The sequence below is a fragment of the Anaeromassilibacillus sp. D41t1_190614_C2 genome (genome assembly GCF_015558525.1).
Taxonomy (GTDB): Bacteria; Bacillota; Clostridia; order Oscillospirales; family Acutalibacteraceae; genus Anaeromassilibacillus; species Anaeromassilibacillus stercoravium.
The window spans coordinates 67,601-88,828 of record NZ_JADMOD010000008.1 but is presented as its reverse complement, the minus strand read 5'-3'; the positions used below and the strand labels follow the sequence as shown (position 1 = coordinate 88,828).

Annotated in this window: 23 protein-coding genes and 1 pseudogene; all 24 read left to right on the top strand. The window is 56.0% G+C overall.

Annotation, left to right across the window (positions count from 1 at the left end):
• Window positions 1-4: 4 nt before the first annotated feature.
• The 24 genes and pseudogenes from I2G69_RS08100 to I2G69_RS07990 all read left to right on the top strand — a co-directional run bounded on the left by I2G69_RS08100 (window position 5) and on the right by I2G69_RS07990 (window position 21,130).
• Entirely contained in the window at window positions 5-877 is an 873-nt protein-coding gene (locus I2G69_RS08100; protein ID WP_195560628.1) for a secretion protein F, read from the top strand.
• Window positions 878-888: 11 nt separating this feature from the next.
• The gene (locus tag I2G69_RS08095) at window positions 889-1,284 is read left to right on the top strand and encodes a DUF4320 family protein (protein ID WP_195560596.1); all 396 of its coding nucleotides are present in this window, start codon (window positions 889-891) and stop codon (window positions 1,282-1,284) included.
• The gene (locus I2G69_RS08090; RefSeq protein WP_330610158.1) at window positions 1,281-1,814 is read left to right on the top strand and encodes a TadE family protein; all 534 of its coding nucleotides are present in this window, start codon (window positions 1,281-1,283) and stop codon (window positions 1,812-1,814) included. The genes I2G69_RS08095 and I2G69_RS08090 overlap by 4 nt, the downstream gene beginning before the upstream one ends.
• An 83-nt stretch (window positions 1,815-1,897) precedes the next feature.
• Window positions 1,898-2,482, top strand: a complete 585-nt coding sequence (locus I2G69_RS08085; RefSeq protein ID WP_195560595.1) for a DUF6550 family protein — start codon at window positions 1,898-1,900, stop codon at window positions 2,480-2,482.
• 65 nt (window positions 2,483-2,547) lie between these two features.
• A complete protein-coding gene (locus I2G69_RS08080; RefSeq protein WP_195560594.1) occupies window positions 2,548-4,305 on the top strand; it encodes a hypothetical protein in 1,758 nt (585 codons plus the stop codon).
• A gap of 22 nt (window positions 4,306-4,327) precedes the next feature.
• The gene (locus I2G69_RS08075; RefSeq protein ID WP_087295600.1) at window positions 4,328-4,675 is read left to right on the top strand and encodes a DUF3852 domain-containing protein; all 348 of its coding nucleotides are present in this window, start codon (window positions 4,328-4,330) and stop codon (window positions 4,673-4,675) included.
• A 9-nt stretch (window positions 4,676-4,684) separates the two neighbouring features.
• Window positions 4,685-5,110, top strand: a complete 426-nt coding sequence (locus I2G69_RS08070; protein WP_195560593.1) for a hypothetical protein — start codon at window positions 4,685-4,687, stop codon at window positions 5,108-5,110.
• Window positions 5,111-5,205: 95 nt separating this feature from the next.
• A complete protein-coding gene (locus I2G69_RS08065) occupies window positions 5,206-6,105 on the top strand; it encodes a conjugal transfer protein TrbL family protein (protein ID WP_195560592.1) in 900 nt (299 codons plus the stop codon).
• Window positions 6,102-6,482: pseudogene (locus I2G69_RS08060) on the top strand (DNA cytosine methyltransferase); the annotation flags it as partial. The gene I2G69_RS08065 and the pseudogene I2G69_RS08060, both read left to right, overlap by 4 nt.
• Before the next feature lie 698 nt (window positions 6,483-7,180).
• Complete coding sequence (ltrA, locus tag I2G69_RS08055) at window positions 7,181-9,061, top strand: group II intron reverse transcriptase/maturase (RefSeq protein ID WP_195560591.1); 1,881 nt, start codon at window positions 7,181-7,183, stop codon at window positions 9,059-9,061.
• Window positions 9,062-9,289: 228 nt separating this feature from the next.
• Window positions 9,290-10,756: a DNA cytosine methyltransferase gene (locus I2G69_RS08050; RefSeq protein WP_442858888.1), complete on the top strand. Its 1,467-nt coding sequence runs from the start codon at window positions 9,290-9,292 to the stop codon at window positions 10,754-10,756.
• 117 nt (window positions 10,757-10,873) lie between these two features.
• Window positions 10,874-11,209: a 4-oxalocrotonate tautomerase gene (locus I2G69_RS08045; protein WP_195560590.1), complete on the top strand. Its 336-nt coding sequence runs from the start codon at window positions 10,874-10,876 to the stop codon at window positions 11,207-11,209.
• Window positions 11,210-11,272: 63 nt separating this feature from the next.
• The gene (locus tag I2G69_RS08040) at window positions 11,273-11,530 is read left to right on the top strand and encodes a hypothetical protein (RefSeq protein ID WP_087295682.1); all 258 of its coding nucleotides are present in this window, start codon (window positions 11,273-11,275) and stop codon (window positions 11,528-11,530) included.
• A gap of 1 nt (window position 11,531) precedes the next feature.
• A complete protein-coding gene (locus tag I2G69_RS08035; protein ID WP_195560589.1) occupies window positions 11,532-11,924 on the top strand; it encodes a hypothetical protein in 393 nt (130 codons plus the stop codon).
• Window positions 11,921-12,502: a hypothetical protein gene (locus I2G69_RS08030; RefSeq protein WP_116721457.1), complete on the top strand. Its 582-nt coding sequence runs from the start codon at window positions 11,921-11,923 to the stop codon at window positions 12,500-12,502. The genes I2G69_RS08035 and I2G69_RS08030 overlap by 4 nt, the downstream gene beginning before the upstream one ends.
• A gap of 145 nt (window positions 12,503-12,647) precedes the next feature.
• Entirely contained in the window at window positions 12,648-14,411 is a 1,764-nt protein-coding gene (locus I2G69_RS08025; protein WP_243254924.1) for a VirB4 family type IV secretion system protein, read from the top strand.
• The gene (locus I2G69_RS08020; protein WP_195560587.1) at window positions 14,411-15,607 is read left to right on the top strand and encodes a hypothetical protein; all 1,197 of its coding nucleotides are present in this window, start codon (window positions 14,411-14,413) and stop codon (window positions 15,605-15,607) included. Before I2G69_RS08025 ends, I2G69_RS08020 begins: the two co-directional genes overlap by 1 nt.
• Before the next feature lie 14 nt (window positions 15,608-15,621).
• Window positions 15,622-15,879, top strand: a complete 258-nt coding sequence (locus I2G69_RS08015; RefSeq protein WP_087295551.1) for a DUF6103 family protein — start codon at window positions 15,622-15,624, stop codon at window positions 15,877-15,879.
• Window positions 15,876-16,490, top strand: coding sequence for a hypothetical protein (locus I2G69_RS08010; RefSeq protein ID WP_195560586.1), 615 nt, complete (start codon window positions 15,876-15,878; stop codon window positions 16,488-16,490). Before I2G69_RS08015 ends, I2G69_RS08010 begins: the two co-directional genes overlap by 4 nt.
• Window positions 16,487-17,521: a hypothetical protein gene (locus tag I2G69_RS08005; RefSeq protein ID WP_195560585.1), complete on the top strand. Its 1,035-nt coding sequence runs from the start codon at window positions 16,487-16,489 to the stop codon at window positions 17,519-17,521. The genes I2G69_RS08010 and I2G69_RS08005 overlap by 4 nt, the downstream gene beginning before the upstream one ends.
• Before the next feature lie 44 nt (window positions 17,522-17,565).
• A complete protein-coding gene (locus tag I2G69_RS08000; RefSeq protein ID WP_195560584.1) occupies window positions 17,566-18,249 on the top strand; it encodes a hypothetical protein in 684 nt (227 codons plus the stop codon).
• 3 nt (window positions 18,250-18,252) lie between these two features.
• Window positions 18,253-20,211, top strand: a complete 1,959-nt coding sequence (gene mobP3 / locus I2G69_RS07995; protein ID WP_195560583.1) for a MobP3 family relaxase — start codon at window positions 18,253-18,255, stop codon at window positions 20,209-20,211.
• 12 nt (window positions 20,212-20,223) lie between these two features.
• The gene (locus I2G69_RS14255) at window positions 20,224-20,484 is read left to right on the top strand and encodes a hypothetical protein (protein WP_243254919.1); all 261 of its coding nucleotides are present in this window, start codon (window positions 20,224-20,226) and stop codon (window positions 20,482-20,484) included.
• Between the two features lies 1 nt (window position 20,485).
• Window positions 20,486-21,130, top strand: a complete 645-nt coding sequence (locus tag I2G69_RS07990; RefSeq protein ID WP_243254918.1) for a DUF3991 and toprim domain-containing protein — start codon at window positions 20,486-20,488, stop codon at window positions 21,128-21,130.
• The last annotated feature ends 98 nt before the right edge of the window (window positions 21,131-21,228 follow it).

The following is a 21,228-nucleotide window of genomic DNA, read 5'->3' as shown; positions in this document are numbered from 1 at the left end:
GGAAATGGGCGCACTTTTATTTCTGTTCGGGACCGTTCTGGCCGCCGGACTGTATTTCGTCCTCGCCGACCTTCTGAAGATTCCCAGACTGGCCACGGAACGGGCGCTCATTTCCGCCGGACGGCGGGAGCGGAGCCTGGTCAAAGCTCTGGAGGCGCTGATCCTCGGCTGGGCGCTGAAGCTGGCCCCTCTGATTCGAATGGACGAATACAAATACCGCCGGCTGGAGAGCAAGCTCACGGCGGCAGGGCTGGATATGACACCCCAGGTCTACACGGCCTATTCGATCCTGAAGCCCTGCCTCATCCTGCTCGGCATCATCCCGTGCCTGCTGATCCTGCCCATCCTGAGCCCCCTCATCGTGGTGCTGGCCGTGCTGACCTGGTTCAAGGAGAGCCGTCGGGCTGACGAGCTGGTCAAGGCCAGAATGGAGCTGATTGAGGGCGAGCTGCCCCGGTTCGTCGCCACCATCCATCAGGAACTGGCAGCCAGCCGGGATGTGCTGCGGATTCTGGAAAACTACAAGAAACACTCCGGGCCTGACTTTGGTCGTGAGCTGGATGTGCTGACAGCGGATATGCGTTCTTCCTCCTATGAAGCGGCGCTCATCCGCTTTGAGGCCAGAATGGGCTCCGCCATCATTTCGGACATCGTCCGCGGCCTCATCGGCATACTGCGGGGTGACGACGGGCGAATGTACTTCCAGATGCTGTCCCACGATCTGAAGGCATTGGAGCTGCAGCGCCTCAAGGCCAAGGCCGCCAAGATCCCACCCAAGATCCGGGTGTTCAGCTTCATCATGCTCATGTGCTTCATGATGACCTACATCGTCATCATCGTGTACCAGATCGTCAATTCTCTGGGAAGCCTGTTCTAAAGGAGGTCGCCATGAAAAAAATACTGAAACGGCGCTCCGGCGAAGGCTATATCGATGTATGCGTCCTGGTGGTGTGCGCCATGCTGGTGCTCGCGCTGGTGGTTCGTGTGCTCCCGGTCTACATCACCAAACAGCAACTGGACACCTATGCGGTGGAGCTGGTGCGCGAGGCGGAGATCGCCGGCCGGGTTGGCACGGAGACCACCCGCCGGGCGTCGGCGCTTACCGACAGCACCGGGCTTGACCCCGACATTCGGTGGTCCACCACCGGACGCATCCAGCTCAATGACGAGGTCACCGTGACCCTGACGCTGGAAACGGATATCGGCCTGTTCGGAGGATTTGGCTCGTTCCCGATCACGCTGACGGCTTCCGCCACAGGCAAGTCGGAGGTGTATTGGAAGTGAGAAAACCGATTTTTCGCCGCCGCTCCGGCGAGGGCACCCCCATGATCCTTGCCATTGTGCTGGTATTGCTGATGCTGTTCTGCGCCATTGCCGAGTTCAGTCGGCTGTGGATCATTGCCCAAGGCGTAAAGGAGGCCGCGCAGCAGGCGGTCATCTCCACCGTCAATGACAACTATGACGATGTGTACCACGCCGTCCGTGAGGGATACGCTGCGGGCTGGTATCCGGACGGTACAGGCCGCTGGGATGAGAGCATCGACACCGGCGATGTGTACGGCCAGCTCTCTGAAACGCTCGGTCTGGAAAATACAGCGGGCGGGTATCAGAAAATCTCGGACGGCGAGGTGGAATATACCATCTCCGACCTGTCCGTGGTTCTGGAAAATAACAGCCTCGGTTCCGGCCAGAGTGAGGGCTATACCGCACTGGTGGAGATCCATCTGGAGGTGCCCGTTCGGTTTCTGGGGAATCTTTTGCCCGCCGCCAGCATGACTTTGCACACGGAGGCCAAATATGTGCCTCTCTTCTGATCCATCCGGTCTTTTCAATAGACTTCCACAGAAAAATGTGGTATTGTCCCATTAACAAGAAATACACCAAGGAGGCATACACCATGACAGACAAGACAAAGAGGATCGTCCTCATCGCCGTCTGCTGCCTGCTCTGCGTTGCGGCGGCCGTTGGGATCGCCGTCCGGTTCGGCGGCAATGCCGATATTTCTTCCGGTGTGGTTTCCGATGATCCCACCCAGAGCGGTGATCCCAGTGTGGATATCGACAATAACGGCCAGACTGATCTGGATGTCCAGGTGGAAACGCCGGACGCATCCGAAACCGATCCCGCCCAGGGTGCGGACTCCAGCGGCCTGGAGCAGACCATCCAGGCAGATCCTGTAAAGCCTGAATCCCCCGAAAAACCGGAAGCACCCTCCGGCACCACCACGCTGCCGGATGACCACGACGGAACGGATGTGCCGGAGGAGGAGCGCAAGACCGAGGATGAGGCGTCGCCCACCTATGAGGAGACTCCCACAGTGACTCCCACCGAAACGGAGCCTGCCGCGGGAAGCACCAACAACTCCGGTCAGGTCTATGTACCCGGTTTCGGCTATGTGGAGAACAGTGGTGACAATACGGTAATCGAGGACGACAGCATCTACGAAAACGGAAACAAAATCGGAATCATGGGCGGGGAATGAGTCCCCTGCTCACCAGCGGCGCAGTCGGAAACGGCTGCGCCATTTTTTTTGGAAAGGAGCATGGCATGAGGAAAATCCTCACACTCTTTTTGTCCCTTGCCCTTCTGCTGGGTGCGGCCATGCCGGCGCTCGCCGCCACCGGCGAGGGAAATATCGATGGCGGCGGCGGGAACATGGGTAGCGGCACTTCTACGAGCTACTGGAATCCCGGCATGGACGGTGTCCGTGTGAGTATTATCAATGCGGAAAGTCATGCGGTCGTCGGTGGTCCCGTGGATTTGAGCAATAAAAGTCCCAGCACTGGACTCATCCACTTCGGGAAGGTTAGCAAGCTCACTTACAATGGCGGGCGAGCGCTTTCTCCAGTCGTGGGCGGATATACCTGCATTAAGCCCACACAAAGCCTGCCCAGAATCATTTCTTCTGGTTCATCCTCAGCCAGCATCGAGGCAATTAGAAGCTACTTCACCGACGAACAGGTTATACGGGGAATTGCAGGGTATGTGGGGATGGACTTTGACACCCTGATAAATGGAACCTACAAGATTGTCATCGAGCCTATTGCTTATCTGTACTACAGCGGCCAGCAGTTTGCAATGACTGCCACCGAAGCTGCGCTCTATGACCAGATGGTCAGCGGTGACCTGCGCTATTGGATGGGATCGCTGACCCATCAGAATCTCCCGCTCGCTATCTTCCTGGAGGAAGCCGACCTCGGGTATCCCGCGTGGTCAGGCAGCACTACCAGCAAGGTCAGCAATGAGCAGATCATTTCCTCGCTGGGGATCGGCATCGTCCGATTCAACGATGAGGTGGAGGAACCGGAGGTGGATGCGTTTGACTACGAATACCGGGTGGACACCGATGTTATCACCTCGGTGGAGGTGTCCGGCGGGCAGTCAGACCCGGACAACCCGGTCACCGTGCAGTTTGTGATCGAAGGCAGCACCTATACCGTCAGCAATGTCTATTATCCGGACGGCGACAGCCAGCTGGTCTGGGTGAAGTGGCACACTCCCGATGAACCCTGTGTCTGCACCATTCAGGTCAGGGTGCTGGGCGGAGGCACAGCACAAAGCACCATCACCGCCAACATTGTGGATCTGGACGGCAACGACCCGCCAAATCCCGTGGCCGATGACCGAAACGATACCTTCTCCCTCGTGGATATCCCAGAGAAAGAAGAAGTGACCTCCGCCTCCTGGGGCATCTGGTCTCCCTGGTGGCAGGAGAATTGGGTGTGGGTTGAAAACTGGGAGAAGTGCTGGCACACGGATCGGTGGACGGACAGCGAGGGCAAATCCCACACGGACCGCTGGTACCACTGGGTGGACAACGGCTGGTGGGAGGATCAGGGCTGGTGGGAATTTGACTATAACGCCTACACAACCAGCCTGACGGCAACCATGGTCATCACGCCGGACAGCCTGTCACCCACGGCATCTTCCTCTGCGCTCAAAAGCGGATACGGCATCCAGCAAAGCGTTACGGCCAGCGTCAGCACCACACAGAGCGCCGCAGTTACTGCGGCTCAGAATGCGGTGACCTATTTCCCGGAGTTCAACTACGAGGGCTTTTGGAGGCTCCTGGATCGAAGCATCAGCGGCAAACGCTCCACCTTCACTTTCAAGGACAATCCATACAGCACCTATAATCGTCCGACCCATTTCACACCGATATGGTATCCCAATGGGAGCTATACGCCGTACACCTGGCTGCTGGACTGCTGGACACCGGCGGGAATGCTGTCGCTAAACCTCACGGACTCCGTCCGGATTTCCGGAGATCTTTGGGAGGACTGGCATATCGCCCCCACAAATTAACAACATACAACGGAGGGAATTTATGCGTAAATTCAACTATAAGCGCCTGATCGTTATGCTGGTCGTGGTCTTGGCAATGACCTGCCTGATGGCGACCACAGCTTTTGCCGCAGGTACCGGGGATGTGGCCGGCGCCGTCGAGAGCACCTGGTCCACTGCATCCACCCAGATCAAGTCGGTGGTCGACAATGTGGTGTTTCCCGCCATCGACCTGATTCTGGCCGTCTTCTTCTTTGCCAAGCTGGGAACCGCCTATTTCGAGTATCGCAAGAGCGGCCAGTTCGAGTGGGCGGCTCCCGCCATCCTGTTTGCCTGCCTCGTGTTTACCCTCACTGCGCCCATGTATCTCTGGAGCATCATTGGCATCTAAGGAGGGTATATGAACTTTTTCGAGCAAGAGCTTCACAAGATCGTTGCCCCAAAGTATCCTGACGCCACCTATGTAGGCCGGGCCTGCTATGTGCGTCTCAATGAGCTGAATCGGGCAAAGATCCAGTTCGTCACGGGGATCGTCGCAAATCAATACCATGCCCTTCGCGTTTCCATTCTGAATCGGAACGAAGGCCAGGTGGATGTGCTGCTTCTGAATCTTTCCGACATCCTCGGGAAAAAGCAAACCGGCAACCCGAACTTCCGCAATGGGATCAATCCCTACATCTGGGATGACTACGGGAAAGCGGATTGGTATGTCTACCATCCCAACGCACGGGACTATCAAAAGCTCTCTGATGCGGTGTCGGATTATCTGGAGGTGTTTCAGGAGCAAGTCCAAACCGCTGACCCCCAGTGGCAGCAGACCATGTAAAGAACTGACCCAGGGGCCGTACCAGCTGTACGGCCCCTGGCCTTTTATCCCAAGCAGTTGGTGCGGCCTCACCCCGAAAAGAGGTGAACGAACCATTGTTTATTTGGGATTTTGTTGCCGACACCATCCTCGGTCAGATCGTGGATTGGATCTACGGTCAGGTCATGGGCTTTCTCGGAAACTTTTTCGCCGAGATGGGCAACATGGGCGTCGAGCTGTTCGAACTGAGCTGGGTGCAGAGCATTGTACTGTTTTTCTCTTATCTGGCCTGGACGCTCTATGTGACCGGTCTTGTGGTGGCCTGTTTTGAGTGCGGCATCGAGTATTCCTCCGGCAGAGGGAACCTCAAAGAAACCGCTCTGTGTGCCATCAAGGGCTTTATGGCGGTGAGCCTGTTTACGGTTGTGCCGATTCGGCTCTATGAGCTTTCCGTTACATTGCAGGCAAGCCTCACCGCAGGGATCACAGGGTATGGCACTTCCATCGGCGAGGCGGCGACCGAAATCGTAGATTCGCTCAGCGGCATCGATTCGCTGACTGGAATGGCCACCGGCTCTTACTTCGGCTTCGCTTCCATCACCAGCCCGATCATGCTTTTATTCTGCATCATTTTGATGGCCTATGCCGTGATAAAGGTCTTCTTTGCAAACCTGAAGCGCGGCGGCATTCTGCTCATTCAAATCGCAGTAGGGAGTCTCTATATGTTCAGCGTCCCACGCGGTTATACGGACGGATTTATTCAATGGTGCAAGCAGATCATCGGATTGTGCCTGACCGCTTTCCTGCAATCCACCATTCTCATCGCCGGCCTCATGGTATTCAAGGACCATGCCCTCCTTGGCCTCGGCCTGATGCTGTCCGCCGGCGAGATCCCCCGTATTGCCGGAGCCTTTGGTCTGGATACCACCACAAGAGCCAATATCATGTCTGCAGTCTATACCGCCCAGGCTGCGGTCAATACCACAAGGACCGTTGTTCAGGCGGTAGCCAAATGAAGACGCTGACAATGGGCAGCTTGTTTGACGGGATTGGCGGTTTTCCTCTGGCTGCGGTTCACAACGGCATCGTACCTGTGTGGGCAAGCGAGATCGAAGCCTTCCCCATTGAGGTAACCCGGCTTCGATTTCCCGATATGGTTCATGTGGGCGACATTACAAAGCTTGACGGAGCAAAGCTGCCGCCGGTGGATATCATCTGCGGCGGCTCTCCCTGTCAGGATCTGTCCGTGGCCGGAGCGAGAGCCGGAATCTTCGGAGAACGCTCCGGCCTTTTTATGGAACAGGTGCGAATCGTAAAGGAGATGAGAGATGCAGATAGACAACGAGGCCGAGCAGCTCTCGATATACGACCTCGATTTATGGTGTGGGAGAATGGTGCGACACGTTCCTGACTGAAAAGGTCAGGCGCAAGACTGAAAGGATGGTGAAAAACACTTGCAGAACTAATGGCCCAATGGGTGGAATGATGGGGTAACGCCCTGAAACGCCCACGCTAATACTCCGACTGGCGCAGATGAAGCAAATAAATCTGTGTCAGAAGCTCGGTGAAGTCGGCAGAGAGCAACCGTAAATCATAGTCTATGATACGAAACCTGTCCAGAGGTGGATGGTGTTGCCTATATGCCGGGTGTCTCATGTTCATGGTGAGAATGTGTGCAGAACACTGACGAACTTCCAAATGTAAGGGTCTAAACCCAGAATGTGTCGAAAGGCACTACCCGCCATAGCGGGGTGTCCGTGGATGAGTAAAAGTCGTTTTTATGAAAGTCCATCTACTGTTACAGGCAGTAAGGCGAAAGCCGGGCACAGGCTCAAAGGGAGCACCTAAAAGCATGAAATGATAGGGCCATTGGAACGTGGAAAGCTGGGAGCGTGGAGACTGTTGCGGTCAGAGAAGCGCTGGGCGGGAAGTCATAACCGTCCTTTATTCCAGTGAGAGTAGAGGCACAGTACCGTAGAAATCATGGAAACATGATGGAGGGATAGCCTCAAGTCGAGATAACAGCTAAATTTGAAAACACAATAAACACAGCTTCGAATATGACAAAGAAAATCCGCTGAAAAGGAGTGGATGCCTGTGTTGACTTCGGAGCGGAAGAAACCCAAGCGAAGCAAAATCCGTTATGCGGAATACTACGACCTGCAAAAGACCCTGGACAGTCTGTATGCCGATAGTTCAAAAGGCAAAGTGTTCACTCACCTTATGGAACTCATCTCCAGTAAGGAAAATATAAGAATGGCATATCGAACAATCAAAGGGAATACAGGGAGCGGTACCGCAGGAGTAGATGAGCGCACCATACAAGACCTTGCCAAATTGAGCGAGGAAAGATATGTGGCGTTGATTCAAAGGCAGTTCAAGAGCTATCATCCCCGCCCTGTCCGTAGGGTGGAAATCCCCAAACCCAACGGAAAGACCCGCCCCCTTGGAATTCCGACCATTGTAGACCGCATCGTGCAACAATGTGTCCTGCAAGTCTTGGAGCCAATTTGTGAAGCGAAATTTTATGACCATTCCTATGGATTCAGGCCGAATCGCTCCACAGAACATGCCATAGCCAGATGTAACCAGCTAATACAGCTATCGAATCTGCATTATGTTGTGGACATTGATATAAAAGGCTTCTTTGACAATGTAAACCACACAAAGCTGATTCAGCAGATGTGGAAGATGGGAATCCAGGATAAGCGGCTTCTGTGCATTATTCGGGAAATGTTAAAAGCCCCCATCGTGATGCCTAACGGAGAAATTATCCATCCAAGCAAAGGAACGCCGCAAGGCGGTATTCTCTCCCCGCTGTTGTCCAACATCGTTCTTAATGAACTGGACTGGTGGATTGCGTCACAGTGGGAATGGATGCCAATGCACGGCGGCGCAAAATATACTTACCTTAACGCAAACGGCAGCATCAATCGGGGTTATCAGTACCGATTGCTGAAAGAAAGCCGCCTAAAGCCTGTGTTCATCGTCCGGTATGCCGATGATTTCAAGCTGTTCTGTGGAAACCGCAAAGACGCATTTTGCCTATATGCGGCAACAACGCAATGGCTTAAGGAGCGGTTGAAGCTGGACATCAGCCCAGAAAAATCTAAGGTAGTGAACCTAAAGCGCCACTATTCTGAATATCTGGGATTCAAGATGAAAGCACAGCGCAAGGGAGATAAGTATGTTGTCCGGTCTCACATGAGCGATAAAGCACAGAAAAGAGCAAAAGACCAACTGGCGAAGTGCATTAAGGCAATCCAACATCCCAAGAGTGAGCAAGACCAGCACAGGCAAATCTTCCGTTACAACTCTATCGTAATTGGAATGCACAATTATTATCGTGTTGCTACCTGTGTCAATCTGGATTTTTCGCCCATCGCATTCGCCATCGGTAAGCAGATGAAAAACCGTTTGGGTAAGCAGGGGTTAAGCAAACAGGGTAAATTAGAAAAGGGCTACATCAGGAGTAAATATGGCAGCAGCAGTCAAATCCGTTTCCTGAAAGGTCATCCGCTTATACCAGCGGGATATATCCGGCATAAAAACCCGTTGGGGAAAAAGCGGAGCATCAATCGCTATACAGAGAGCGGACGAGAGGAAATTCATCGGATGCTCGGCGTCAATGTGGAAATTCTCACATGGCTGATGCGTAATCCAAGGCTGGGCCAGTCTGTGGAGTATGCGGACAATCGTATCTCTTTATATGCGGCACAGTATGGTAAATGTGCTGTCACAGGCAGAATGCTCAGCCCCCATGAAATTCACTGCCATCACAAACGTCCTAAATCGGCAGGTGGAACAGATGCCTACGCAAATCTTGTTATCGTCAGCGAGACTGTTCATCAACTTGTTCATGCCACCGATGAAAAAACCATCTCCCGTCTGCTCCAAACCCTGTCACTGGATACTCAACAGCGGAAAAAGCTCAACAAACTGCGAGAGCAAGCAAATCTGAACGCAATCTAAAACAGTCTACCCGCAACGAAGTGTGTAAATTGTGTTTGAAACAAAATACTGTTATCCCGATGGAACGCCGTGTGAGGGGAAACTCTCATGCACGGTGTGGAGTGGGGGAAAATCCGAAGATTACCTCAAAGGATTACCTATCACTATTGCCCGGAGCCTTCTCCAGCGGAACACCAAAAGGAGAGGATTTCCGGATCGTCCTCGAGGAGATCGTCCGAATTAAAGTCAGTGGTGTTTCAATCCCTCGACCTGACACCGGGCGCTGGGAACCTGCTGGGCGAATTCTATTGGGAGCTGATTTCTCCCTGGCGTGGAGATGCCTTGACGCTCAATACTGGGGTGTCCCCCAGAGAAGAAAAAGGATCTTCCTTGTCGCAGATTTTGCAGGACGATCCGCCAGACAAATACTATTTGACCAAGAAAGCCTGCCTGGGCATCCTGCGCAGAGCCTCTGAACGCGGGAAAGAGTTGCCCCGAAAGCTTAATCGAGCACTGGAGATTCAGGCGGGAGTAGCTCCACCGGACGGCAGATCCACCCAACTGGAGGCGTACCACATCAACCAGCGTGATGAGGGCATCGATCTGCACGGCGTTTCCGGTGCCCTGATGGCAACCAATAATATGCAGATGCAGACCTTTGTCACACAGCCGGACAAGATTGATGTGGAGGGATTCGATGGCTATAACGGTGATCTGACCGGAGATGTGGCAGCCACACTGGGCGTGAACTGCGGGATGTCCACTGGCCGCAACGGCCTTATCCAGCCGATTGCCTTTGCCGCAAACCAGCGTGATGAGGTCAGAGATCTGCACGATGTGGCCGGAGCATTGGGCGCCCAGCCGGGAATGAAGCAGCAGACTTTCATTGCGGAGGGTGTCGTGGCCAAAGGCAACGGCGATTGTTTCCTGACACCGGAGCGGCACTCATCCCTGAGTGCGGGCGGCGGTCAGGCTGGTCAGGGGTATCCCTGTGTCCTGACCGCAGGCTTCTCTGCCGGGGCAGGAGCCTCTGCCGGAAGTATCGGCTACGGCGAGGAACTTGCCCCCACCCTGAAGGGGAGTGCCAGCGGAAATTGTATGCCCTCTGTCCTCTGCCTCAATGATCAGGGCGGCAGCGTCATGGATTGTTCAGAGGATGTGGCGGGTACGCTCCGGGCACAGGAACATGGGCATCAGCCGCTGGTCTACGAGAACCACGGCATCGACTCCCGCTACACCGGTCCCCATAAAGTGGCACCCACCATGTCCGCGCGGTATGGTACAGGCGGAAACAATGTTCCGCTTGTGGAGCAGGAGCAGGTATTCTGTATTACTGGAAACGCCATTGACCGCAAACCCCAGAACGGCGGGAACGGAATTGGCTATCAACCTGACATTTCCTACACGTTAACTACTGCTGATCACCATGCGGTCTGCAACCCATACCAAACGGTAGTTGGTGCTTTGTGTAGAGGAGATGAAAAGGGAGCAGGCAATCAATATGTCAGCCAAGACAAGTGTGTTCTCTCGCCGACCTCGTTGATTCGCAGACTAACACCACTGGAATGCGAGCGACTCCAAGGTTTTCCGGACGGTTGGACTGACATTCCCAACGCCTCTGACTCTTCCCGGTATAAGGCACTGGGCAACAGCGTGGCCATTCCGTGCGTGGACTATGTCCTTTTTGGCATTGCTCTGGTGCTTCTCGCCGGCTGAGCCGGGCTTGTTGCTTATGCTTCGTTTGCAGCTTGCTTCTTCGTTGGGTTCTGTGAATAGCTATTTACCGCCGGGCGCAGTATGCTTTGCTTACAAAATCAGAGAAAGGAGTAACCCATGGGAGCAAAGAAGAATCTCTGCGGAATGATCCCGGAAGAACTGCACGCCAGAGCTGTGGCAGAAAAGGAACAGCTTGGCCTCAAGACTCTGGGCGAGTATGTGGAGCTGATACTCAAAGAACACTTCGAAGGAGGAGGAATCACTATGGCAGAAACCAAGACTCTCGCATTCAAGATCACCGAGGAGCTGGATCAGCGGCTGAAGGACTTTATTGCCGCAGAAAAAAAGCGCGGCAGAAAAATCACGCAGAAAGAATTCGTCATCGGTCTTATCGAGCAGGCGCTTGCTGAGTACGAGGCGCAGAATCAGCCCGCCGAGATGACCGAAGAATAAAAATGCCGCACCGGCCGCTGGGGAGCATATCCCCGGCGGCTTGTTTTTTGGAGGTGAACCACCCTGTATATCTACCCCGACAATCTGACTGCCAAGGCCATGCTGTGGCTTTGGGAGCTCAGGGATGTGGGCGTCATTGGCGTAGGGCTTTTGGTCTCTATCCTGGCGCTGACACAGACCGGTATTTTTATCCCGCTGGTGCTCACGGCGGTCTATGCCTTCCTCAGCATTCGTTTTGACGGCACCAGCATTCTGGATTTTATCCGCTATGCGATTGCCTTCCTGATCACCAAACAGCAATTCTATGAATGGAGAATGTGATATGTTCCACGCCGACACACTCTTTGACAACGAGGAAAGCTTCGGCCTGCCGGAAATCGAGGAGCGGGACCTGTCCGCCTCCCTGACGCTCCGGTGGAGCCGGAAGCGCAAGCGGTGGGAGTGCCGCAACGCCTTCTTCTGGCAGGATGCCAAGAACAAGTGGAGCTGCCGCAGCCAGGACGGCAGATATTACTATGGCTTCCGCAGCCTGCGTGCCCTGCTGAAAAGCTATGTGGGCGGCCTTCTGTGCGAGAAGTCCCTCTGCTACAGCGCCAAGAACGCCAGGGCAAAATACTGGTTCAGCCAGAACCCCAGACGGGTGACCTGCTGTGTCACCATGCGCTGCACCGGCTTTTTCCCGCCTTGCTTTCCCAAAGGAGGAATGAAGCTATGAGCAGAAAGAAAAAAGAGAATGCCGCGCAATCGACCCGGCAGCTCATGGGGATCGACGGCATCAAGGACTATTGCATCGCCACCCGCATGGGCGATCTGGTCTTTTTTATCATCAAGCCCACCAACATCAGCGTCCTGTCCGATTCCAGCATCAGCGCCAGGATCTACGCCCTGCTGAATGTGGTCAAGGGGCAGGCGGAAATTGAGATGCTGGCCCTCAACTCCAAGGAGTCCTTTGAGCGAAACAAAAACTTCTATCAGGAGCGCATGGGCAGCGAGGAACTTCCTGCCATCCGGCGGCTTCTGGAGCAGGACAGCAAGCATTTGGATCGCATCCAGGTGCTGATGGCATCCAGCCGGGAGTTTTATATCATCATCCGGCTGCGAAGCGAAAAGGAAACGGATGTGTTCCCGTATCTCAGCCGCATTGAGCAGAGCATCAATGACAATGGGTTTACCACCCGCCGCGCCACCGAGCAGGATCTCAAGCGGATGCTGGGCGTTTATTTCGAGCAGAATGTGACTACCGAGAAGTTCGAGGACTACGACGGGGACCGCTGGGTCATCGTGGGCGAGTAAATCAATTCATCACAGGCCGTGGAGGTGTTCCACTCCATGGCCGGGATGCCTCCACGGAGAATAGGAGGCATCCATTTTGGCAAAGAAAGCGAAAAGACCTGTTCCGCAAGGCCGCGAGGAGGCGTCCATCAAGTCCTTTTTGGATATGATCGCCCCCTCTGTGGTCAGCTTCATGCCGGATCATTTCATCTGCGGCAACACCTACCGCTGCGTTTGGGCACTCAGGGAATATCCGACCAGCACGGATGAGCAGGCTATTCTCCGCCATCTGGGAGAAAAGGACGGCGTCACCCTGCGGATCTACACCCGGCAGGTCACCCCGGCTGAGGAAAAGCGCATCATTCAAAATGCGGCCAACAAGAACCGCATGAACAGCTCCAACACCAACGACCTGCAGCAGACGGTCACCGCCGAGAGCAACCTGCAGGATGTGGCGACCCTGGTGGCCACCATGCACCGCAACCGTGAGCCTCTGCTCCACTGCGCCGTGTACATCGAGCTGACCGCATCCGACTACAACAGCCTCAAGCTGCTCCAGACCGATGTGCTGACGGAACTGGTGCGGAGCAAGCTGAATGTAGATAAGCTCCTGCTCCGTCAGCAGCAGGGCTTCCGCTGCGTCAATCCCTGCGGCCACAACACATTCGGCATCCAGTTTGAACGAGTGCTGCCCGCCTCCAGCGTGGCGAATCTCTATCCCTTCAACTACTCCGGCAAGCTGGACTCCAAAGGCTTCTACGTCGGCAAAGACAAATACGGCAGCAACATTCTGGTGGACTTCGACCAGCGGGACGAGGACAAGACCTCCGCCAACATCCTGATCCTGGGCAACTCCGGCCAGGGCAAGTCCTACCTGATGAAGCTGCTGATCCTGAATCTGCTGGAGTCCGGCAAATCCGTCATCAGCCTGGACGCCGAACATGAACAGCAGGAGATGTGCGAGGCGGTGGGCGGCTGCTTCGCAGACCTGATGGCCGGGCAGTACATCATCAATGTGCTGGAACCCAAGTGCTGGGATGACGGCGGAGACCCCAACGCCACCGACGCGCCGGAGGCCTTTCGCAAAAGCACCCTGCTGGCGCAGCACATCTCCTTCCTCAAGGACTTTTTCCGGGCCTACAAGGATTTCAGCGACGCGCACATCGACACCATCGAGATCATGCTGTCCAAGCTGTATCGCAAGTTCGGCATCACCGAGCGCACCAACTTCAGCCGGATGTGCCCGGAGGACTATCCCATCCTCTCCGACCTCTACGATCTCATTGAGGAGGAATTCAAGACCTACGACGCCGACCGTCACCAGCTCTACACCCAAAAGCTCCTGCAAGAGGTGCTGCTGGGGCTGCACTCCATGTGCAAGGGCGCTGACGCCCAGTTCTTCAACGGGCATACCAACATTACCTCCAGCCGCTTCCTGGTGTTCGGCGTCAAGGGAATGCTCAGCGCCGCCAAAAATGTCCGCAACGCCATGCTCTTCAATGTGCTGTCCTTCATGTCCGATAAGCTCCTGACCGTGGGCAATACCGTGGCAGCTCTGGATGAGCTGTATATCTGGCTGTCCAACCCCACCGCCATCGAGTACATCCGAAATTGTCTGAAGCGTGTGCGAAAGAAGGAATCGGCGATGCTGCTGGCCAGTCAGAATCTGGAGGACTTCGACCAGGAGGGCGTCCGTGAGATGACCAAACCCCTGTTCAGCATCCCGCCTCACCAGTTTCTGTTCAATGCCGGCTCCATCGACAAGCGGTCCTACATGGATATGCTCCAGCTGGAGGAGTCGGAATACAATCTCATCAAGTTCCCCCAGCGCGGCGTCTGCCTGTACAAGTGCGGCAATGAACGATATCTGCTGGAGGTTCACGCCCCGGCCTACAAGGAGAAACTCTTCGGAACGGCAGGTGGTCGCTGATGGCTGTTTCCGCTGCCGCAGTGGCCAAGGCCGCTGCCATGCTGCTTACCAACGAAAAGACCCGGAAAGGTGTGGGCTGGATTCTGGTGGCAGTCTTTTCACCAGTCATTCTTTTGATTGCCCTGCTCTGCTCTCTTGGCTCAGGCGGGGCGGAGCATAACAACCACTCGGTGGAGGCGTGCTTCTACGGAGCGGAATTCTCCGCAGAAGTCCCGGCGGAGTTTCGATATCACATCGAGGAGATGCGCTCGGCCTTTTCTCTTCTGGATTCGGCGGTGTCCTCTGCCAACGAGCAGATGGACAGCGGCAACAGTCTTGACCCGATCAGAGTCAAGGCTGTTTTTTATGCCCTCTGCTTTGGGGACGACGCCCCGTCCACACGGGCGGCGAACAGCTTCGTGGAGTGCTTCTACACCACCGAAACCCGAACACGAACCGTGGAAGTGACACTGGAGGACGGGACTACAAGTACAGAGGAAGAAGAATACACCGTCGCGGTGCCGGTCTCTCTGTCCCAGGCCTACGCCAATCTGGAAGCCCATCTGGGCAGAGAGATCACGGACGATGACAAGAGCAACATCGACCATATCTATACCATGATTGCGGGGAGCGCCGGGGGCGGCAGCTACAGCGGCGAGTATCTCAGAGGGGATGGGAGCAGCATAGAACTGGACATCTCCGCCTTCACCGATCCAACCACCAAGAACGCCGCAGACCTTGTGACCTACGCCATACACGCCTGGGAGTCCGGCTGGGGCTATGTCTGGGGAACATACGGCAGTGTCCTCACCGATTCGCTCTTCGCCTACAAGCTGGAGCAGTACCCTGATGGCGTCGGCAGCTATGCGGACTTCATCCGTGCCAACTGGCTGGGCGGCAGAACCACAGACTGCGTGGGCCTGATCAAAGGGTACGGATGGCTCAATCCCGACACCATGACCATCGAGTATGGAACCAACGGGATGCCGGATCTTGGTGCCAACCAGATGTACTATAACGCCTCAGTATCCGGAACCATCGACACCATGCCGGATATCCCCGGTCTCGCTGTCTGGCATGACGGTCACATCGGCGTGTACATCGGTGACGGTTATGTGATTGAAGCTATGAATACCAAAAAAGGTGTGGTGAAAACAAAGCTGGAGGGTCGGGGCTGGACCCACTGGCTGCAGATCGAATACATCAACTACGACTGAGAAAGGAAGTGCCAATGAAGCAAGTGAACCTGACCATCACCTTCGACGAGGAGAAGCTCTCTGCGCTCAAACGCTATATGGGCAAGAAGGAGCTTGACCTGGACCGTGAGATGACGGATGCGCTGGTGAAGCTCTATGAAAAATATGTGCCCGCCCCTGTGCGGGAGTATATCGATGAGAGCGATGTAAGCGCCGCCGCTCCGAGCAAGCCCCGGCGCAGCCCGAGAGCCGCCGCACCGAAGCCTGACCAGGAACCGGAGGTGATCCAGTGAACAAAGATGAGATCGCCATGGATTACAAGAAGGAGCTGAAGAAGCGGATTAGCGCCGACTATGAGCGCCGGGTCAAGCAGTGGATGGCGGCCGATCCCTCTCAGCTGATCGACGCCGCTGAGGAGATCACCGCCGCACGGTTGATCCGTGACAATATCGAGGACGCCATCAATGAGGAGGACGCCAGATTTCTGCTGGGGCTGGACGAGTCGCTGGATGAGCTGGCAGACCGCTGGATTGCGGAGAATGGTCTGGATGCCTCCCATGGTGAGGAGCTGCTTCACTGCGTCTGGACGCTTCGGGAGGATCTGACTGATGACACAGGCCCTCGCACGGTTCGTGACTTCCTGGCCGCCCATGTTGGCGGCGTCTTTTCCCTGATGACCCCGTGCGGCTTTGTGCCTCTGACCGCGGCTCAGGCGGAAGGACTGATGAGCGGCCAAAGTACCGCGGCGCATCCCGGCGTGCCCGGCATTACGATGTCGCTCTCTGCCGACGATCTTCTTGGTCAGACGGTCAACAGCGCCAACTACGCAAACGGCGTGTGGCACCTCCTGACCGAGTACCCTGAGATGAAGCAGTGTGGGCCGGAAATGGGAGGAATGCAATGAGGGGCCGTGAGATCACACTCTGGCTCGACGAGCGGTGGTACGACGCGCTGAGCAAACAACTGAAGGAGGAAACGCTGGAGGGGCATCTGGAGAATATCCTTGATGAAATGTGCAACCAGCTTCCTCAGCGGGAGTACGAGCGCACCAGCCATGAGCTCTGGGCAGAGCAGCAGGCGGAGGAGGAGGCTCGGGAGGCCGCACGGCGGTTCGCCGTCTTTCATGTCACGGAGAACGGCAGCTCCGATTATATTCTGGCCGAGGAAAAACTTGAGCTGCTCTCGACCGCCCGCCGGCTGCGCAGCTACATCCGCAAGCCGCCCGACGAGGCGCCCCACCGCTTTGTCGAAACGCTGCTGCACACCCAGCGAATCTCTCAGGAGGAGTTCAACTCCTATGTGTCGGAGCGGCTGGACAACACCGGCCGGGTGGTAGGTGCCTACGACATCGACCTCGACTGCGGAGATATGGAGGCCGTCAGCATCATGGATGGCTGGAAGCGGTTCAGAATTCGGGATGTAAGCACCGCCGCCTACTTCGCCATAAAGAAAGGAAACGCCGCGCCGGATGAAAGGTGGCGGATCTTCCTGGACCGTCTGGAGGAGAGATCGCTTATCCAGGAGCCGGAACCGGAATACCTCACCGGCAGCCGGCGGCTCTGCGCCGAGGACATCTCCTTCGCCGAGGACATTATTCAGAACGACAACCTGCTGGAGTTCTACATGGAAGTATCGTTCAATGCGGATGAAGTGTTCGGAACCGATGTCTGCACCTCCGAGAATGACGACTGGCTGAACATCTATGCCAACTACGATCTGGATGCCCGTCGCGTCTGTGACACGCTGGAGGTGTATCTGCAGCGGGGCAACGGCGACGAGGAGGCGTTCAAGTATCGCCTCAGCGCCGAGGAGCAGGCTCTGCTACTCCCCAAGATGAACACCTACTGTCAGGAACACTGGGGCCAGAGTTTGGAGGAGTGCAGTGCGGACTATCTGGCGGAACAGAGCAAGGAGCTCCCGGAGATGCAGATGTAGCGCCGTATCGCCCCCTGTGAGCCGATGTGTGCGGCTTTCAGCGGGTGGCCGACCGTGTACCCCACCCCGGAGAAACAGGCGGGATTTGGGCCGCTTTCCAAGAGGGCGGGAAGCTGACGAAAGCGAAGCAGGAGAAAGAGCCGGGGACAATGCCGCCCCCGGCTCTCCCACTTCTGCCCGCAGTGCGGGCAGTTTCCGGCTTTTCGCAGCGGGGACAATCCGGCGGGTGGAAAGAGCTGTTGGACCCTATGATGCGGAAAAGCTCCGCTGTGGCAAGGGTTCTCAGCGGGGACTTGACGAAAAAAGGAGTGGTTTTACTGAAGTCCGAAAGCAGAAAAACGAAGAAGGGGTTCTGGATCTCTGAGGATCTGGACGAGAAGGTAGACATCTACCTGCGCCTCGACAACTGCGCCAGCCGGAGCGAATTCGTGGAGAATGCGCTCCGGTTTTACATCGGCTATCTGAACACGAAGAACGCCGGCGGCTTCCTGCCCGAAGCACTCTCCGCCATGCTCACCGGCACCCTGGACAATTTTGCCGGACGCATGGGCTCGCTTCTGTTCAAGCAGGGTGTGGATCTCAATGTGCTGGGGCAGATCATCGCCTACGACACCGATATCGACGAAGGCGAGTACCAGCGTCTGCGGGGACGCGCCATTCGGGATATGAAGCGCACCAACGGGCGCATCTCGTTCAAGGATGCGCTGGACTTCCAGAAGTCGGTGTAACCCATGGCAAAGCTCGTACAGAAAAGCGGCTACATCAAATCCGAAAAGGCCGGCGGGTACATGAAGTACATTGCCACCCGCGAGGGTGTGGAGAAGCTGACCGGAAATGATCCCGTCACCAAGGGCCAGCAGGAGCTGATCCAAAAGCTCCTGCATGATTTCCCTGATGCCGTGGAGCTGTTCGAGTATGAGGATTACCGCAAGGCACCTACCCTTGGTACCGCATCAGCTTTCATCACCATGGCGCTGGATGCAAACCTCCATGAGATAAATTCAGAGAGCGGATACCTGTCCTACATCGCCACCCGCCCCCGTGTGGAGCGCCGCGGCACCCACGGCCTGTTCAGCTCCGCCGCCGCGGTAGACCTCGACGCAGCCATGTCCGAGCTGGAAGCCCATGACGGAAATGTGTGGACCATCATCTACTCCCTGCGCCGTGAGGATGCTGCCCGACTGGGGTACGACAATGCGGAAGCATGGCGTGCCCTGCTCATGATGCACGCACAGGATCTGGCCAAGGCCATGAAGATACCGGCTGATCACTTCCGCTGGTATGCGGCTTTCCACAATGAGGGGCATCACCCCCACATCCACATGATGGTCTGGTCAGACGATCCGAAGGAGGGCTTCCTGACCAGGGAAGGCATTGCGGCCATGCGCTCCAAGCTGACCAACACCATCTTCCGGGATGAGATGATCCAGATCTACGAGCGGAAGGATGTTGCCTATAAAGAGCTGATCGAAGCGGCGCAGGATACCATGCGGGAGCTGATTCAGAAGATGGAGCATCAGCTCTGCGACAACCCTGTCATCGAGAAGCAGATGCGCCAGCTGGTGCAGGCGCTGGAAACCACCACCGGGAAAAAGCAGTATGGCTATCTGAAGAAACCGCTCAAAGCATTGGTGGACACCATCGTGGACGAGCTGGCCCGGCAGCCGGAAGTAGCAAAGTGCTATGAAACCTGGAATCAGATCCGGGATGAGCTGAACGAGTGCTATGGCAGCCGTACACCGCGGGAGCATCTCCCGCTCTCTCAGCAGAAAGAGTTCCGCCGGATCAAAAACGATATCATCCGGGAGGCCGAGAACATCCGCCTCGGCCTCCCGACTTTTGAAGATGAGAAGATGCAAGATGAGCCGGAGCCGGAGGCGGCACATGAGGAGCAGCGATCCAGCAGCGTATATGAACAGGCTCGACGCTATCGTGCCGCCAAAACGGTTCTGCAGGATGTCTATGCGCTGGATGAGGAACACGCCGAAGCCGTCCGGGTGCTGGAACAGCTCTGGGTGGAAGGATACACGGTGGCGGCGCATCAACTGGGAAAGTTCTACCGGGATGACCTCTCCACCATGCGAGATCATGAAAAAGCGGAGCGGTGGTTTCGCTTGTCCGCAGAGGCCGGAAATGACTTTTCGGAATACGCACTCGGGAAGCTCCTGCTCTCTCAAAAGCGTACCGGGGAGGCAGTGCGCTGGCTGGATAAGGCCGCCCGGCACGGGAATCCGTTTGCCCAATACCGCCTTGGAAAGCTCTGTCTCACCGGCGAGTCCGTAAAGAAGGATGTGAGAAAAGCTCTGGAGTACCTGACTGCCGCCGCCAGACAAGGAAACCCGTTTGCTCAGTACACACTTGGCAAGCTGTATCTCCTGGGCCGGGATGTGGAACAGGATCGGGAGCAGGCCAGGGATTGGTTCACCCGCTCCGCTGCCCAGGGCAATGCGTATGCTCAATTCTTCCTTGACCGCTTTGACCAGTTCCGAGATCCGTCCGTCATGCTGGCGGCAACCAAGCTGCTCCATCACATGAGCCGGATCTTCCGGGACAATTCCATGCCGCCTCGCAATCCGGCAGGGATTCGCATTGATTCCAAACGGCGCAAGCGGCTGACGGAAAAGCGGATGGCCATGGGCCACAAGGCGGATGATCATGAGGAGCAGGTATCCTATCAGCAGACCATGTAACAGGAGAAACCTATGTCGACCTATATTCATTTCACAGATGAACAAAAGCAGCGAGCCGCCTCCGTTGATCTGGAGGAGTTTCTTCGCTGCCGCGGCGAAAAGCTCCTTACCTCCGGCAGAGAGAAACGGCTGGCCCGAGACCATAGCGTCACCATCCGCGGCAACGAGTGGTACGATCATGCCGAGGAGCGGGGCGGTCACGCTGTCAGCTTCGTGCAGCGGTTTTATCACCTCAGCTATCCGGAGGCGGTGACCATGCTTCTGGGGGGGTGAGATGGGAACGGTCTATCCCTCTGCCCAAGAACGGGTTGAGGAGCCGCCCAAACCCTTTGTCCTTCCGCCGGCCAATTCCAATATGCGCCGGGTCTATGCCTATCTGGTCAAGCACCGGAATATCGACCGGAGCGTTGTAGCGCACTTTGCCAGAGAGAAGCTGCTGTATGAAGATGCCGATTACCACAATGCGGTTTTCGTGGGTACGGATGAAGATGGCGTCCCCCGCCATGCCCACAAGCGCAGCGCCAACAGCTTCGGCAAAGCCTTCCGGCTCAATGTGGAGGGCTGCGATCCCCGCCACAGCTTCCACCATATCGGCACAGATAGGAGCCTCTATGTGTTCGAAGCTCCCATCGATATGCTCTCCTACATCACGCTCCATCCGGAGGGCTGGCAGAGCCACAGCTATGTGGCCTGCTGCGGCACCTCTATTCAGCCGGTGCTGAAGCTGCTGGAGCGGCAGCCGCAAATCAATACGGTCCTGCTCTGCCTCGACAATGACGAGGCTGGCCATCTGGCCAGCCGGCGCATGAAGGAACAGCTGGCAGAGAGGTACACGGTGGAAAGGCTCATTCCCGCACACAAGGATTGGAATGATGATCTGACCGCTGAGGAACCGTCCTACGCACAAGTCATGCAGTAAATAACAACAACGCACACCACTTCCTGTTCGCCCGAAGTAGGCCGTAACAAGAGTGATGTGCGCATTCAGAAGTATGGAACCGAGCAGGAAGTGGTGTG

Coding starts and splice junctions, on each gene's coding strand:
- I2G69_RS08100 (WP_195560628.1), top strand. CDS start 5: ATGGGCGCACTTTTATTTCTGTTCGGGACCGTTCTGGCCGCCGGACTG.
- I2G69_RS08095 (WP_195560596.1), top strand. CDS start 889: ATGAAAAAAATACTGAAACGGCGCTCCGGCGAAGGCTATATCGATGTA.
- I2G69_RS08085 (WP_195560595.1), top strand. CDS start 1,898: ATGACAGACAAGACAAAGAGGATCGTCCTCATCGCCGTCTGCTGCCTG.
- I2G69_RS08080 (WP_195560594.1), top strand. CDS start 2,548: ATGAGGAAAATCCTCACACTCTTTTTGTCCCTTGCCCTTCTGCTGGGT.
- I2G69_RS08075 (WP_087295600.1), top strand. CDS start 4,328: ATGCGTAAATTCAACTATAAGCGCCTGATCGTTATGCTGGTCGTGGTC.
- I2G69_RS08070 (WP_195560593.1), top strand. CDS start 4,685: ATGAACTTTTTCGAGCAAGAGCTTCACAAGATCGTTGCCCCAAAGTAT.
- ltrA (WP_195560591.1), top strand. CDS start 7,181: ATGCCTGTGTTGACTTCGGAGCGGAAGAAACCCAAGCGAAGCAAAATC.
- I2G69_RS08045 (WP_195560590.1), top strand. CDS start 10,874: ATGGGAGCAAAGAAGAATCTCTGCGGAATGATCCCGGAAGAACTGCAC.
- I2G69_RS08035 (WP_195560589.1), top strand. CDS start 11,532: ATGTTCCACGCCGACACACTCTTTGACAACGAGGAAAGCTTCGGCCTG.
- I2G69_RS08030 (WP_116721457.1), top strand. CDS start 11,921: ATGAGCAGAAAGAAAAAAGAGAATGCCGCGCAATCGACCCGGCAGCTC.
- I2G69_RS08025 (WP_243254924.1), top strand. CDS start 12,648: ATGATCGCCCCCTCTGTGGTCAGCTTCATGCCGGATCATTTCATCTGC.
- I2G69_RS08020 (WP_195560587.1), top strand. CDS start 14,411: ATGGCTGTTTCCGCTGCCGCAGTGGCCAAGGCCGCTGCCATGCTGCTT.
- I2G69_RS08015 (WP_087295551.1), top strand. CDS start 15,622: ATGAAGCAAGTGAACCTGACCATCACCTTCGACGAGGAGAAGCTCTCT.
- I2G69_RS08005 (WP_195560585.1), top strand. CDS start 16,487: ATGAGGGGCCGTGAGATCACACTCTGGCTCGACGAGCGGTGGTACGAC.
- mobP3 (WP_195560583.1), top strand. CDS start 18,253: ATGGCAAAGCTCGTACAGAAAAGCGGCTACATCAAATCCGAAAAGGCC.
- I2G69_RS14255 (WP_243254919.1), top strand. CDS start 20,224: ATGTCGACCTATATTCATTTCACAGATGAACAAAAGCAGCGAGCCGCC.
- I2G69_RS07990 (WP_243254918.1), top strand. CDS start 20,486: ATGGGAACGGTCTATCCCTCTGCCCAAGAACGGGTTGAGGAGCCGCCC.